This window comes from Citrifermentans bremense, assembly GCF_014218275.1.
Taxonomy (GTDB): Bacteria; Desulfobacterota; Desulfuromonadia; order Geobacterales; family Geobacteraceae; genus Geomonas; species Geomonas pelophila.
This window is the reverse complement of sequence record NZ_AP023213.1, coordinates 282,382-297,023: the sequence shown is the minus strand read 5'-3', so window position 1 is coordinate 297,023 and position 14,642 is coordinate 282,382. Positions and strand designations below refer to the sequence as shown.

At 60.8% G+C, this 14,642-nt stretch carries 12 protein-coding genes and 1 other RNA gene; 3 read left to right on the top strand and 10 right to left on the bottom strand.

The window, feature by feature from the left end; translation table 11 throughout:
• Nucleotides 1-51: 51 nt before the first annotated feature.
• Together GEOBRER4_RS01280 and GEOBRER4_RS01275 are read right to left on the bottom strand one after the other, a co-directional pair.
• Nucleotides 52-1,413: a DUF444 family protein gene (locus tag GEOBRER4_RS01280; RefSeq protein ID WP_185243898.1), complete on the bottom strand. Its 1,362-nt coding sequence runs from the start codon at nucleotides 1,411-1,413 to the stop codon at nucleotides 52-54.
• 98 nt (nucleotides 1,414-1,511) lie between these two features.
• Nucleotides 1,512-3,563 carry a serine protein kinase PrkA gene (locus GEOBRER4_RS01275; RefSeq protein ID WP_185243897.1) on the bottom strand — a complete coding sequence of 684 codons (2,052 nt, stop codon included), beginning with the start codon at nucleotides 3,561-3,563 and terminating at the stop codon, nucleotides 1,512-1,514.
• Between the two features lie 378 nt (nucleotides 3,564-3,941).
• Between GEOBRER4_RS01275 and GEOBRER4_RS01270 the strand changes: the two genes are divergently transcribed.
• Entirely contained in the window at nucleotides 3,942-4,577 is a 636-nt protein-coding gene (locus GEOBRER4_RS01270; RefSeq protein ID WP_185243896.1) for a hypothetical protein, read from the top strand.
• Nucleotides 4,578-4,601: 24 nt separating this feature from the next.
• Here GEOBRER4_RS01270 and GEOBRER4_RS01265 read toward each other — a convergent pair whose 3' ends face one another.
• From GEOBRER4_RS01265 to GEOBRER4_RS20190, 6 genes are all read right to left on the bottom strand, one after another.
• Entirely contained in the window at nucleotides 4,602-6,038 is a 1,437-nt protein-coding gene (locus GEOBRER4_RS01265; protein WP_185243895.1) for an HD-GYP domain-containing protein, read from the bottom strand.
• Between the two features lie 2 nt (nucleotides 6,039-6,040).
• On the bottom strand, nucleotides 6,041-7,735 hold the full coding sequence (locus GEOBRER4_RS01260; protein ID WP_185243894.1) for a HEAT repeat domain-containing protein: 1,695 nt from the start codon (nucleotides 7,733-7,735) through the stop codon (nucleotides 6,041-6,043).
• Nucleotides 7,736-8,049: 314 nt separating this feature from the next.
• Complete coding sequence (gene groL, locus GEOBRER4_RS01255; RefSeq protein WP_185243893.1) at nucleotides 8,050-9,693, bottom strand: chaperonin GroEL; 1,644 nt, start codon at nucleotides 9,691-9,693, stop codon at nucleotides 8,050-8,052.
• A gap of 74 nt (nucleotides 9,694-9,767) precedes the next feature.
• Complete coding sequence (gene groES / locus GEOBRER4_RS01250) at nucleotides 9,768-10,058, bottom strand: co-chaperone GroES (protein ID WP_085814245.1); 291 nt, start codon at nucleotides 10,056-10,058, stop codon at nucleotides 9,768-9,770.
• A 158-nt stretch (nucleotides 10,059-10,216) separates the two neighbouring features.
• On the bottom strand, nucleotides 10,217-10,489 hold the full coding sequence (locus GEOBRER4_RS20195) for a DUF507 family protein (protein ID WP_085814246.1): 273 nt from the start codon (nucleotides 10,487-10,489) through the stop codon (nucleotides 10,217-10,219).
• Between the two features lie 34 nt (nucleotides 10,490-10,523).
• Nucleotides 10,524-10,805, bottom strand: coding sequence for a DUF507 family protein (locus tag GEOBRER4_RS20190; protein ID WP_185243892.1), 282 nt, complete (start codon nucleotides 10,803-10,805; stop codon nucleotides 10,524-10,526).
• A 159-nt stretch (nucleotides 10,806-10,964) separates the two neighbouring features.
• Between GEOBRER4_RS20190 and ssrS the strand changes: the two genes are divergently transcribed.
• Nucleotides 10,965-11,145: non-coding RNA, 6S RNA (gene ssrS, locus GEOBRER4_RS01235), on the top strand.
• A 113-nt stretch (nucleotides 11,146-11,258) separates the two neighbouring features.
• The gene (locus GEOBRER4_RS01230; protein ID WP_185243891.1) at nucleotides 11,259-12,299 is read left to right on the top strand and encodes a ribonuclease Z; all 1,041 of its coding nucleotides are present in this window, start codon (nucleotides 11,259-11,261) and stop codon (nucleotides 12,297-12,299) included.
• Nucleotides 12,300-12,396: 97 nt separating this feature from the next.
• On the opposite strand, the gene GEOBRER4_RS01225 is transcribed toward GEOBRER4_RS01230, so the two are convergent.
• Together GEOBRER4_RS01225 and GEOBRER4_RS01220 are read right to left on the bottom strand one after the other, a co-directional pair.
• Nucleotides 12,397-13,773, bottom strand: a complete 1,377-nt coding sequence (locus GEOBRER4_RS01225; RefSeq protein ID WP_185243890.1) for a DegQ family serine endoprotease — start codon at nucleotides 13,771-13,773, stop codon at nucleotides 12,397-12,399.
• A 183-nt stretch (nucleotides 13,774-13,956) separates the two neighbouring features.
• Entirely contained in the window at nucleotides 13,957-14,631 is a 675-nt protein-coding gene (locus GEOBRER4_RS01220) for a response regulator transcription factor (protein ID WP_012773939.1), read from the bottom strand.
• Between the last annotated feature and the right edge of the window lie 11 nt (nucleotides 14,632-14,642).

The window sequence follows — 14,642 nt, the reverse complement described above, 5'->3', positions numbered from 1 at the left end:
CACCTCTTAATCTTAATCTGCTTCACCCCTTAATCTGCTCCACCTCTGCCTCTAAGAGATGAGCTTCTTGATCCCCTCGATCACCCGCGATTCCTCGGCGTCCTCGTTCATCACGTCCAGCCGCAACAGGTCAGGCTTGTCGCGCAGAAGTCCCGAGTTCTCCAGGTAGCGCGCCACCTCGGTCCACTGAGTTCCCGCGTGCTCGGCGATGGTCACCCCCATGCGACTCACGTAGGAAAGGATCTTCACCAGCTCGGGGATCGACTTGTCGCCGCCGGTGTCCCAGTCGTCGCCGTCAGTGCCGTGGAAGACGTAGATGTTGTAGTCGGCGGCGAGGTTCTCCTTGGCCACGATCTCGTTGACGAGCTTGTAGGCGCTCGCCACCTCGGTCCCCCCGGCGACCCGGGAGTTGTAGTAGGTGTCGAAATCGGGGACTTCTTTCGCCTCGGTGTCGTGCAGGATGAAGCGGGATTCCACCTGCCCCGCGTACTGGTACAAAAGCCAGCTGTAGATCATAACGTGCTGGGTCGCGACCAGCTCGGTCACTTTGCCGGCCATGGAACCGGAGTAGTCTCGCAGGAAAAAGACCATCGCCTGCGGCTCGTAATCCTTTTCCTGCGAGAAGATGCGGTACACCTTGTCGCGCGGCGAGATCAGGAAGCGGGTGGGGTCCATATCGCCGGGGTCCGGCACGTTGCCAAGGGAGATGTTGGTCTCCACGATCTTCCTCAGGGTCGCCTTCTTGTCCAGCACCTGTCCGGAGCCGCGGTTGCGGTCCGTGAGGTCGTAAATGTAGCGGGTGAAGGAGCGCTTCTTCCCTTTTTCCTTCAGGTTGGGGAGCTGGAACTGTTCGGTCAGCACCTTGCCCAGCTCGTAGGCGGAAGCCCCCATCTCGTGCGCTTCCCCTTCTCCCTGGCCCGGGCCCTGCCCCGGCTCCTCGCCGGTCTCACGCACCTTCTGTTCGCCGATGACCTCCCCTTCGTCACCCTTGCCGCTCCCACCCGTGGAGCCCCCCTCTCCGGGAGGGCGGATGGTCGGGTCGTGCAGGAACTTCTCCTCTTCGGTGGAGGGGACCACCACGATCTTTCCCTTCCCGCCTTTCCCCGGCTTGATCAGCCTTCCGACCCTGATCTTCCTGGGGAAGCCATCCTTCTCCCTCTGCCGGTCCCGTTCCAGTAGCTCGTCCAGCGCCTTCATGTGGCACTGGTACGGGTTGGGGACCCTCCCCTGGTCCTGCAGCACGGCCAGGTCCTGCCAGGAGTAGATGCTCTTGGAGAAGTTGGGGAAAGGACCGCTCCGGTCGGTCGTGGGGACGCCGCGGGTCACCGCCAGCTCGTCGCGAAAGCGGGCGTACCGCTCGGGGTCCAGACCCTTCTCCTTCAGTTCTTCCAGGTATTTTTCCAGATCTTTCATCCGCCTTCGCCTTATCAGGCTACGGTGGACAGGTCCCTTTCTTGCCCCTGTCCGCCGTCAGCCCGCTAGCTTCAGTCCCTAGTCCCTAGTCCCTGCCGTTAGCTCTCGTCTTCCTGGGTGCAGAAGTACTCGATGGTCTTCTGGGCACAGGTGCGGCAGTAGCCAAGCTTGCCGAGCATGGTGACGATCATCCGGTCGTAGAGCTTCTGGTTCTCTTCGTTGGTCCGGTTGGCCAGGGCGCCGATCAGGCTCCCCGCGCCGGCTATGTCCGATTTCAGCCGCACGTCGGTTACCGCCTTCACCAGCTCCAGGTTGTCCATGAAGTCGTAGCTCGGGTCGACGGAGATCTTCTGTCCGTAGATCTTGCGGATCGAGGTCCTGAACGAGGCGCGCTGCTCCTCGGTCTTCAGCCCTATCCGCTCCTCGACGCTCTTCACGTAGCGTTCATCTATCTTCAGAGCCTTCAGCTCGCCGGTCTGGGGATCCTTGTACTTCCACATCCGGTCCGGCCCCAGGTTCTCGGCGTCGATCCCGATGATCATGTTGACGTAGTTCTGCACGTCCTTCTTGATGGCGAAAGGCTCGTCCATGTAGGCGTTGAACATTTCGGTCATGATCCGCTCGCGGTAGAGCTGCTTGCCGGTCTTCAGGTCCTCCAGGTACTTCGCCCGTTCATTGGGCTCCACCACGTAGTCGAGCACCACCCGCTCCAGGCTCCTGAAGACATCGTAGGCCACCATGCAGCGCCCCTCGTTGGTCTCGGAACTCTCCTTTAGGATCTGGATGCTGCGCCCGAGACTCCTGTGCCCGAGCCCCCGCTGCCCGAAGCGCTTGGTGATGTCCGGCTCCTGCCCCAGCGTGTCGATCACCTCGGCGAGCGCCTTGATGCTCTTCTCGCCGGCGACCTCGCCGGCTGCGAGTTTCATGGTCTCGATCGGGGTGAGCTTCTCGCTTCTGGGAAGCCTGGTCAGCACGACGCCGACGGACGCTGCGTAGTTGAGGTTTGGGTCCTGGTGCAAAAGCTCCCGGGTCAGGGTGGTCTTGGAGTCGCTGCCGATGGCGTAGCTCGTGAGCCCTTCCTGCATGCGGTAGTTGGTGTTGTGCGAGACGTAGCAGATCCTGCAGCGGTCGACGATCGGCGCCTCTTCCTTCTCTGCCAGGAACCGGTTGAACTCGGAGTTGTTGCTGGTGGCGATGATCATGGAGTCGATCGGCCACTTGTAGCCGTCGATCTCAATGGCGCGGTTCTGGATTACGCCCAGGTACACCTGCACCAGGTCCTTCTTGTTCTTGAAGATCTCATCGCTGAAATGGATCCCCCCCCCGGCCACGCGAGCCAGCGCCCCGCGGCGCAGGTCGAAGCGGTACGGGTTGTTGGTGTCGGAGAGGTGCAATAGCCTCTGAATCGATTCTTCCCCCAGCAGATCCACCGCGGACGAGGTGATCTTGTCCTTTGCCGGGTACTTCCCGGTGAGGGTGCCCAGGCTCTCGCTCATCGGCACCGGCGTGATGGCGATGCTCTCCAGGATCTTTTCAACGTCGTTGTCGAGGTAGTTCCGGATCTCGTTCAGGATATAGCCGGAGCTAGCGCCAAGCGGCCGGTAGTTCCGGTAGAGCGTGTCCAGCTCGGCGTCGGAGAAACCTTGTTCCGCGATGAAGCGGCGCCCTTCGTCCAGGTCCTCGAAGAGGTTCATCGCGAGGATCATTGGATCCTCGTAGGTCTCGGAGTCGATCTCCCGGATCCTGCCGTAGTTGCCAAGCCGGTCCATGTTTAGGAACCTGAAGCTGTATTTGCGGTTCTTCCCTTGGAGGAAGTTGCGGTACTTGCTGCACAGGAACTCCACGAAGAAGGTCTTGCCGTTACCCGGCTCGCCCACCAGGACGAAGGCCATCTCCTTGCTGGACCCACCCTCGGCCGCATCTTTGACGAAGGAGACGAAACTGTTGATCTCGTCGTACATCCCGATGGTGTGCTTGCGGCCGGTCCTGAATATGTTGAAGTCGTAGGTCGTCTTGCCATTGACGACCACCTTTTCGAAACCCGGCTCCAGGATCATCCGGATGATCCCCTGGAAGGCGTTCTCAAAGACCCTTTCTCCCGCCTTGACGGCGGCCAGGTGTTGACGGAGCGTTTCGTTCTTCGCTGTCATGGTGTCCCTCCGCGTTCTTTACGTGTGGTGCGGTCTCTCATTGATTTTGACATCCAGGAAAAATTATACGCCGGGCGGATTTTTTTGGGCAAAGTCTTTATTGGCCTGGTTCCAGGCGAAAAACGACCAGCTGGAAACCTAGCTGCAGCATAGTTAAGCGTGGCTAGTGCAGCTAATACATTAGAATTGAGCTAATGTATTGTACCCGGACCTGCGTCATGTGCAAGAGGAGGGGACCGGAATGAGACTGCAAAATCAACGGCCGGCACACCGACCATTGAGTCGTTGCGGGCCGCTTTTCTTTTCCCCTTCCTTTGGTACCATTGAGCACTGTTGGGCGTGATATTCTCTAATTAGAAGGTTGGGCAGGAGGCATGCATGAAAGGAAAACTTCTTGGAGTGGTGCTCGCGGCACTGCTGCTGGTGATGGCTGGATGCGGCGGGGGACACGACGATCGCCCGCTGATCGAGACTAGGATACCTAGCGACGTGGCGGTTGACGCTGATATCGTCAACGCCGGAGGGGTGCTGACCGTGACCCGGGCTTCCACGGTCAATGGCATCTTCGCCGGGGTAGATCCCGGCAACGACGACGTCTACCGTGCGTTCCTGCACTTCCCGCTCACCACGGTCCCCCTTAACGCCAGGATCCGTTCCGCCGAACTCGGCATCGTGATCAGGAGCGTAACGGTGCTCCCGCCGACTGCGACCATACCGATCAGGATCGAACTGGTTTCCTTCGCCCCTCCGGTGATCACCGACGACTTCGACCGCATCCTGCTGCCGCCGCTGCAAAGCGTCAGCATCTCCCCACCGATCTCGTCGGCGGACGTGAACCGCGAGGTGGTGGTCGACGTGACCCCGCTCATGGTGGAGGCCCAGCGCAGGGAATTGAGGTTCTTCCAGGTGCGCATATTCCAGGAGAACGACTTCACCACCACCGTGCCGGGAATGATTGAGATCGACGAGTCAAACCAGGATAACGCGCCGCTGCTCACCGTGGTGTATGACTAGCGGCGGTTTTTGGGGCAGGGTCGTCTAATAGAAATAGCGGCTCACGTCGAGGTCATAGAGGTAGGGGTCGAGGGTGGCGGAGATGGTCCTGAAGCAGCTGGGAAGGCCCAGGTCGATGATCTCCCCCTCTACCTCGTGCCCCTGGGCGTCGGCGATGATGCGCACCTTCGGGCTGTCCCACTGGGTGGGGTCTGCGCTGTTTCCGACCACTACCGCCAACTCGTTGCTGTCCAGAAGCAGCAGGGAGCCGATGGCATGGATGCCGACGCAGTTGATGAAGAGCTTCAAAAGAGGCTGGTCGTAGACCGTCCCAGCCTGGGCGAGCATAACCCTGAGCGCCTTGTGGGGGGGATAGGCGTTCCTGCCGCAGACCCGGGACGAGGTTAGCCCGTCGTAGCAGTCCGCGATGTTGATGATCCTGCCGAACAGGCTCAGCCTCTGGTAGGGAAAGCGCGGATACCCCGAGAAGTCCGCCTGCAGGTGGTGCTCGAAAATCCCGGTGATGATCCGGGAGGAAAGGGCATCGAACCCCTTCAGCTTCATCACCTTCTTCACGCCGTAAAGGACATGGTTCTCCATGATGCGCCGCTCCTCGCGGGTTAGCGCGCTCGGCTTGTCCAGGATCTCCTTGGGGACGTCGGCTTTTCCCAGGTCGTGGAACAGCGCGGCGAGCCCCAGTTCGCAGAGATGGAACTTTGACATGCCGAGCCTTTTCCCCATCACCAGGGAGAGGATGCAGACATTGGCCGCATGGTGCTGAGAGGAACGGTCGTGGGAGCGCATGGTGCTAAGCCCGAGCAGGTCCGACTCGTGGCTGAAGAGCAGGTCGATGATCTGCTGCACCACCCGTTTCGACTCCCTAAGTCTCAGGCCCCGCCCTGCCGCCACCTGCGCCGCCACCTCGTCCATGGCGGCCAGCACCTTCTTGTAAAGGGGGCGGGCCTTGAGGTTGTTCTCTTGCAGCCGCACAGAGTCCGGAATCAGCACCTCGCCATCGCGCAGGACCTCCACCTCGATGTGCCCCACCATCCTTTGCTGCATCCCATCCAGAAGCGAAGTGTAAACGTCGGGGAGCTGGGCTGCGTCCACCTCCCGCAGGGCGTACACGAATCGGCGCAGGTCGTCGACCGTTACCTCCGGCATGAAGGAGAGCCTACCCAGCAGGTGGCGCTTCATCTCCTCTATCACGTGGCGCGGAGCCTCGAAGTTGGCGATGTCGGGTTTCAACCGCAGCTCGCCAAGGTAGAGGTGCCCGCCGCGGAGTCTCAGCGAGGCATCCTCGTTTCTCCTGGTGATCTCCCGCAACACCTTCAGCAGGTTCGCGAGCGGCAGGTCCAGCGCTGCGTGCCCCTCGCTGTAGTTGCTGGAGGTCTTTAGCAGTATGAAGAACTGCAGGACCAGTGCCTTGCCGAGCCTGGCCATCTCGTTGTTCAGGCTGTCGCGCCCTTTTTCAAGCTGCATGTTCATACCTCGACGGCACCAGCGCCCCTCTTCCCCCGGACCGCGTCGAAGGCGGCGAGGGCCTGATCCAAGATGTCCCTGATCTCGCCCGAGCGCCTGTTATTCCGCGCCTCCTGCAGGAGCTTCTTCGCCTGACCGCTTTGCATGCGCAGCAGGCCTGCAACCGCCAGCTGCGCGGACTCCTTCTCGGCCGCCTTTTGAAACCAGTACTTTCTCAGCAGCATGTCCCTGAACAAGGGGAGCATCTCGTCCCCCCCCAGTTCACCCAGCGCCTCGTACACCGCCTTTTTCTCTGCAATCGACCTCGTTGCGAATTCATCCGCTGTGGTCAGGGCTAGTACTGGCTTAAGCGCGAAGGGGAGCTTCTCCCGGGCCAGGATCTGGAGCGCCTTGATGCGAAGGGCGCTGGAGTCGTCCCGCAGGTACTTCACGATGTACGTCTTCGCCTTCAGATCGCCCGAGCGCTCGAGATACCCGAGCACCTCGCGCCGGATCCTCGCCTCCTTGTGGGAAATCAGCCTGATGATCATTTCCAGGGCCACCGGGGTTCCCACCAGGGAAAGAACGAGCACCACGTTGCGCACGAGGTACCAGCGCGAATCGTCCAGGAAGGGGGTGAACACGCCTGGATCCTTTCGGCCGAGCTCAACCAGCACCTCGATGATCACCTTGCGCGCCTTGAGCTTTTCCACCCGTCCCAAGAGCTCGCAGATGGCGCCGAGCGACGGGAGGCCGAAGATGAGGAGCAGTTCCTTCAGGTCCTGGTGTGTCACGGCATCGCTGCCGTCCAGCGTTTCCTGCAATACCTGCACCGTCTGCAGGTCTAGGATCCGGGCCAGCGCGTCGGAGAGAAGCTTCCGCTGCTCCGGCTTCGTGCTCCCCAGCTTCATCAACTGGTCCATGAAGCGGATCAGGCGCAGCGCGTGCCCGATCTCCCCGGCGAGAAACATGTTGCTGGCGAGGTTCCCCATGATGCCGACGAAATCCCAGAAGATCTCCGGCTCCTTCACACCGGCGAGGATGGCGGAGAGTATATTTATCACGTCATCCAGACCGTTTCTGCGGGCCTCGACCTGCCGGGCCTTCCGGAGCCACTTCTCCTCTTCTCCGGTCAGCATGAGCAGGTGCTTGGGAATCATCCTCGGCTGGGAGGGGATCTGCTGCGCGAGGGCCTGGTAAACCCTCGTCACCGCCGCCTGCTGGGAGCCCGGCTCGGTCAGGTCCTCCTCCAGGTGCCCCTCGACGAAGTCCTCCTCCAGGAGGTAGCGCAGATGCGGGAGGTCCCTCTCCCAAAGCTGGGTCACCACGTCCTCGTCGCTCGTGCTGAGCTCGAAGCCGACCACCCCGAGGAAGGCCATCAGCTCTCTCGATTCGATTCCCGGCAGAAAGAAGAGCGTCCTGATGCCGTCAGCGTGGATGCGGCAGGCCATGCTCTCCTTGGGGTCCTGGCTCTGGTAGATGTCCTTTCCCTTGTAGCGCAGGATGAACGGCTCGACATCAAGGACGAACTCCCCGTACGACTCCAGGTGCCGGGTCATCCTGCCGTCCAGATCGTCCATGAAACCGATCAATATCGGGTTGTTGGGGAGGTAGATCCGGAGCGCTTTGGAGGCCTTCACCATGGCGATCATGACCAGGTTGGCCGAAGCGTACTCTTCCCTGGTTACCCCTTCGTGTCGCCCTCCCGGATTCACCATGCGTTCCTCTATATTCCTGTCGTATCTGTTTTTTTGCGGCATGTGCTCATTAATGTGGAAACGGTGTGACGAAAACCTGACGCTGGCCGGTCGAAATCCAAGCAAGTATACGCGGATGCAAAAAACGTGTAAAGCCAGAGAATTAATGAAAGGGGAAAGGCGGCTCGTTCAATGCGGCGGTGGCCGAGGCGTAAATCGCGGTGAAGGTGCCCCTTCCCGGCCTCCCCACTCCTGACGGAGCTGATCCTGAGGATAAAAAAAGGGAGCCGGCACTGGGGCCGGCTCCCTTCTTTGCTGCGGGTTTTGGCGCAGGGCTACATCATGCCGCCCATGCCACCCATGCCGCCCATGCCGCCCGGCATTGCCGGCATCGCGCCTTCTTCTTTCGGCTTGTCGGCGATCATAGCCTCGGTGGTCATCATGAGACCTGCCACGGAAGCGGCGTTTTGCAGCGCGCTCCTGGAGACCTTGGTCGGGTCGATGATGCCGGCCTCGATCATGTCGACGTAGACGTCGTCAGCCGCGTTGTAGCCGAAAGCATCCTTGCCGTTTTTGACCTTGTCTACCACGATGGAGCCGTCGACGCCCGCGTTCTGGGAGATCTGTCGGATCGGCTCCTCGAGGGCGCGCTTGATCACGTTAACGCCGAACTGCTGCTCCGGTGCGAGCTGGAGGTTTTCCAGCACCTTCAGGGCGCGCAGGTAAGCCACGCCGCCTCCGGGGACGATCCCCTCGTCGACCGCCGCGCGGGTTGCGTGCAGTGCGTCTTCGACGCGTGCCTTCTTCTCCTTCATCTCGATTTCGGTAGCAGCACCGACCTTAATGACGGCAACGCCGCCGACCAATTTCGCGAGGCGCTCCTGGAGCTTCTCGCGGTCGTAGTCGGAGGAGGTCTCATCGATCTGGGCGCGGATCATCTTGACGCGGCCCTGGATGTCTGCCTCAGCGCCGTAGCCGTCGATGATGGTGGTGTTGTCCTTGTCGACGGTGATCTTCTTGGCCTGGCCCAGCATGTCGATAGTGGTGTTCTCGAGTTTGAAGCCTACTTCCTCGGAGATCACCTTGCCGCCGGTCAGGATGGCGATGTCTTCGAGCATGGCCTTGCGGCGGTCGCCGAAGCCCGGAGCCTTGACTGCGCAGACGTTCAGCACGCCGCGCAGCTTGTTGACCACCAGGGTTGCCAGCGCTTCGCCCTCGATGTCCTCGGCGATGATCAAAAGCGGACGGCCGGACTTGGCGGTCTGCTCGAGAACCGGGAGGAGGTCCTTCATGTTGGCGATCTTCTTGTCGTGGATCAGGATGGCGACGTTGTCCATCGCGGCTTCCATGCGCTCCGGATCGGTGACGAAGTAGGGGGAGAGGTAACCGCGGTCGAACTGCATACCCTCGACGGTCTCAAGGGTGGTTTCCATCGCCTTGGCTTCCTCGACGGTGATTACCCCTTCCTTGCCGACCTTCTCCATCGCCTGGGCGATGATGTCGCCGATGGTCTTGTCGTTGTTGGCGGAGATGGTGCCGACCTGCGCGATTTCCTTGTGGTCCTTGATCGGCTTGGAGATGCTCTTCAGCTCTGCGACCAGTGCTTCGACGGCCTGGTCCAGACCGCGCTTGATCTCCATCGGGTTGTGCCCTGCCGCGACCAACTTGGCGCCCTGGCGGTAGATCGCCTGTGCCAGCACGGTTGCGGTGGTGGTGCCGTCGCCGGCCACGTCGGAGGTCTTGGAAGCGACTTCCTTCACCAGCTGCGCGCCCATGTTCTCGAACTTGTCTTCCAGCTCGATTTCCTTGGCGACGGTGACGCCGTCCTTGGTGATGAGCGGCGCGCCGTAGGACTTCTCGATGACGACGTTGCGCCCTTTGGGGCCCAGGGTCACTTTAACGGCATCTGCCAGGGTGTTGACACCTTTGAGGATGCAGTTGCGTGCTTCCTGGTCGAACTTGATGATCTTTGCTGCCATAATGTATATCCTCCTTGGGATTTAATGAATTAGGCGAAATTGCTCTGGACGCCCGGGTTGTCCGGGGCCTGTGATTACTTCTCGAGTACGCCGAGGATGTCGTCCTCGCGCATGATGAGGAAGTCCTCCCCTTCGAGCTTAACTTCGCTTCCTGCATACTTGCCGAACAGCACCTTGTCACCCACCTTCAGGTCGATCGGGTACACCTTGCCGTCCTCGCCCCTCTTCCCGTTGCCGACTGCCACCACTTCGCCCTGCTGCGGCTTTTCCTTGGCGGTTTCCGGGATATAAAGCCCACCGGCGGTCATGGTAGCTTCCTCAACCCTCTTCACGATGATACGGTCCTGCAGCGGTCTAAGATTCATGCTTGCTCTCCTTTCTGCGAGATCCTCGATCTCCGGTAATTGAAAAAAATATTAGCACTCAAAACTGCTGAGTGCTAATTGCCTGCTAAATATAAACAGCATGATCCCAAAAATCAAGGGCAGAAGGAAAAATAAATTCGCCGCCGGCGCGGGGCGTGTCACCACTTCCTTTTGGCGAGTTCCTCGGCGTAGAACTTCTGGTAGAGGATCTCCCATTCCCGGCTGCCGGGAACCTTGGCCTGGCTGTAGGAGGCAAGTTTCGCCCTCACCGCCTGGTCGACCTGTTCCATTATGGAGAAGAAACCCTCGATGGAGCCTTTGATGGCCTCCAGCGCGCGCCGTTCGTCGGGGAAGTCGGCGAGGTCGTCGCGCCAAAGCTTGTCGTGAATTCTGTGTGCGATATGGGAGATGCGGTCTTCGCTGATGTGCATGAGAGGCTCCTTTTGTCTCGGCCGCGTCGGCGGGTTACAGGACGATCTTCCTTTCCTTGGCCAGTTTCTCCTTGATCATCCGGAGTATCTTGTGCCGGTCTATCCCCTGTCCGCCGACCGCCTTCAGGGTCTGCTCGAGCAGCGCCTCGGCGTCGCGCTCCAGCGCCTCCTCCAGCTTCAGGTCCTCGGCGATGGCGGCCTTGATGCCCGCCAGCACAGCCCCCCGCCCCTGTTTCTGCTCCACGAGTTGGGCACGTTCCAGGTCGCCCAGCACCTTTTCCGCCAGGCGTGCGATCTGCTCTTCCTTAAGGCGCATCTATCCCTCCCGGTCGCTGCGAAAATTGGTGGGCGCATTGTACGACAAAGCCCCAAAATTGCAACCCGTTTGCAGGGAGATTTCTCATACAAAGGATTAGAGAAATCGCCCTTGATTTCTCATTTTGCCGGTACTACAATGCAGCCACTTACTTACTTGCTCTCTCTGCCCTGTCCGTGAGGTTTTTAACGCCCCTGCGGAATAATTTATTGAACGGGTGACTGTTTCGACCGTGGTGAGCTGCCCCATTGCGCGGGAATTGCCTAAAGCGGTCTACAGGAGCCCACCTGAATGGGAACTCGCTGTGAGGCCCCCAAGCCAACGGCAAGGCGGAGAGAGTAGTTGCAGGAAGCACTAGGGGAACCGGACCGGGTCCCCTATTTTTTTGACTTGCACCGCCGCATTAAAGGTTATATAGCAGACGGGAACCCCACCATTTAAGGAGCCCGCGCCATGACACCGCACTTCCTGCCTGCCCTGGTGAACCCGCCCTTCGGCGACCCCGGGCTCTACGTCGACTTCCTCTTCGCGCGCCGGGCGCTCCTCTTCGACCTGGGGGAGCTGGCGCCGCTTCCTGCGCGCAAGCTTTTGCGGGTGAGCGACGTTTGCATCTCGCACACCCACATAGACCATTTCATAGGCTTCGACCTGATGCTGCGCCTCATGCTGGGGCGCGACAAGGAGGTGCGGCTGTACGGCCCCCCCGGCATCCTGCGGCAGGTGGAAAACCGTCTTGGCTCCTACAGCTGGAACCTGATCCAAAGCTACCCCACCGAATTCGTCCTCACCGTAACCGAGTTCCATCCCGACGGCAGCGCGCAAAGGGCAAGCTTCAGCTCCCGGCGCGTCTTCGCCAGGGAAAACCAGCAGGAGCTGATCCTCTCCGGCGGCATCGTGCTGGACGAGGAGAACCTGCGCATCCGCGCCGCCTTCCTGGAGCACAGCATCCCCTGCCTCGCCTTTGCCTTCGAGGAAAAGCTGCATGTGAACTTCATGAAAAACCGGCTGGCCGAGCTGGGACTGCCGGTCGGCCCCTGGCTCTCGGAAGTGAAGCGCGCGGTGCTTCGGGGGGAACCTGACGATACCCTGGTCTACCCAGCGGCGCCGGGGGAGGAAAGCGTCGGCCGCGGCTGGAGCATAGCGGAGCTGAAGGAAAAGGTGCTGCAGGTGGTGCCGGGGGAGAAGATCACCTACGTCACCGACACCGCCTTCACCGATGAAAACCGCCGGCGCATCGTGGAGCTCGCGCGGGGCGCCGACTACCTTTTCATCGAGGCCGTCTTCCTGCACGTCGATTGGGAGCGGGCGCGCGACCGGGCGCACCTCACCGCCCGGCAGGCGGGAGAGCTGGCCCGGGAGGCGGGGGTGACGCGGGTCTTCCCCTTCCACTTCTCCCCCAGGCACCTCGGGGCCGAAGCGGAGCTGCGGCGCGAGGTCGCCCAGGCGTTCGCGGCACCCACGGCCGCCCCCCTCCAGGGGGATGAGAAGACCTAGAGTCGTAGCCTGCCCCGTCTGCCGTCGGATGCGTGGCAATGGAAAAGGGGGCCAGTTACCTGAGCCCCCTTCGATACCGCAACGATCTTCTTATTACCTACTCGAGCCTTAGCGCAACGAACAGGGAGGCGTCGCCACGCCTCAGCAGCATCTTCAGATACCCACCCTTCTTCGCAGCCGCGATCAACTTGCTGTAGTCGCTCACTCCGGAAACTCGCACCCCGTTGATCTCCCTGATCAGGTCTCCCTCCTGGATGCCGGCGCGGTCGGCAAGGCTGTCCGGCTCCACATCGGTCACCACGACCCCCTTGTCGTCGCGCACCCCCAACTGCTGTGCGCGCTCCCGGGTAAGCTCCGTCACCTTCACCCCGAGCCGGTCGCTGGTGACAGCGCTATCCTCGTCGTTGCCTTCCTTCAGCTGCTCGATGGTCACCGGCAGCGTCTCCTGGCGCCCCTCGCGCTGCACCAACACTTTCACCTTCTTCCCGACCGGGGTGGCGGCTACGCGGCGGGGAAGCTCCCCCATCTCCTTGACCGGATGCCCGTCGTACTCGAGGATGATGTCACCCCCCTTGAGCCCCGCCTTCTCCGCCGGGCTGTCTTTCATCACGTCGGCTACCAGCGCCCCCTTCTCCGTGTCGAGCCCGAAAGACTTGGCAAGATCCGGGGTCACCAGCTGCACCGAGACTCCCAGCCAGCCGCGGGTCACCTTCCCGGTCGACTTCAGCTGCGGGAGGATCTCCTTCGCCATGTTGACCGGTATGGCGAACCCTATCCCCTGGCCACCGGCGACGATTGCAGTGTTGATGCCGATCACTTCACCTTCGGTGTTGAAGAGCGGGCCACCGGAGTTGCCGGGGTTGATGGAAGCGTCGGTCTGGATGAAGTCGTCATACGGCCCGGAGCCGATCACACGCCCCTGGGCGCTGATGATGCCGGCGGTGACGGTCTGCGAGAGCCCGAAGGGGTTTCCGATCGCCATGACCCAGTCACCCACTTCCATCTTGTCGCTGTCCCCCAAGGGTGCCACGGGGAGATGCCCCTTGGCGTCGATCTTCACCAGGGCAAGATCGAGCTTGTCGTCGCGCCCCTTCACGTCGCCCGCGAACTCCCTGCCGTCGGAAAGCTTCACCTTGATCTCGTCGGCATCCTTCACCACGTGGTTGTTGGTGATGATGTAGCCGTCATCGCTGATGATGAAGCCGGTCCCCAGGTTCCTCTGCTTTTGGGGACGCTGGTGCGGCCCTTCGAAAAACTTGTCGAAGTATTCCTGGAAGGGGTCGTGTCCCGGCGCCATCTGCCGCTTCTTCACCGCCAGGGTCTTCGAGGTGCTGATGTTGACCACCGCGGGCTTCAGCTTCTTCGCGAGCTTCGCGAAATCAGGAGTGAGCACCGACGCGCCCGCGACGGTCGAGAAAATGGAGGAGAGAAATACGCTAAGTACCAGAAATCTTACTACGATTGCTGCCTGCATGGCGACCTCCTGGGAAATTTGAGTAGAGTTAAGCTAATACTGGCCCCAAGGTTTGTCAAGACTCCACCCGCGCGGCTTTTGCCCCGCGCCTGGCACCCTGGCCCCACCCGCAAAAAAAAACGGACCGCCAGGCGTGAGCCGGGAGCGGTCCGTTGTTCATGAAAGGAGCGTGACGCGCCTTATTTACTCTTCTTCCTTCAGGATGTAGCCTACGCCCCTGACGGTGTGGATCAGCTTCTTGTCAGCTTCGCGGTCGATTTTCTTCCGCAGGTAGTTGACGTAGACGTCGATGATGTTGGTGAAGCTGTCGAAGGTGTAATCCCAGACATGCTCCGCGATCATGGTCCTGGTCAGCACCTGGTGCGGGTTGCGCATGAAGTACTCGAGCAGGCCGTACTCCTTGGCGGTGAGATCGATCTCCTTGTCCTTGCGCCATACCTTGTGGGTTACCGGGTCCAGGCGCAGGTCGGCGAAGCGGATCTCGGCGCCGCGGTCGAGCTCGCTTCTCCTCATCAGCGCACGGACGCGGGCCAGAAGCTCGGCGAAGGCGAACGGCTTGGTCAGGTAGTCGTCGGATCCGGAGTCGAGGCCTGCCACGATATCTTCCACGGAATCTTTGGCGGTCAGCATCAGGATCGGAGTCAGATTCTTCCGCTCCCTCAGCTCCTTAAGGACGGAAAGGCCGTCCTTTTTGGGGAGCATCCAGTCAAGCACGATCAGGTCGAACGGCTTCTCGAGCGCAAGCTTGAGCCCTTCCTCTCCGTCCGCGGCCGTATGGACTTCGTACTGCTCCTCCTCCAGACCGCGCTTGATGAAGCTGGCGACCTTCTTCTCATCTTCAACTACCAAAATTCTCATGTTGATTTCCT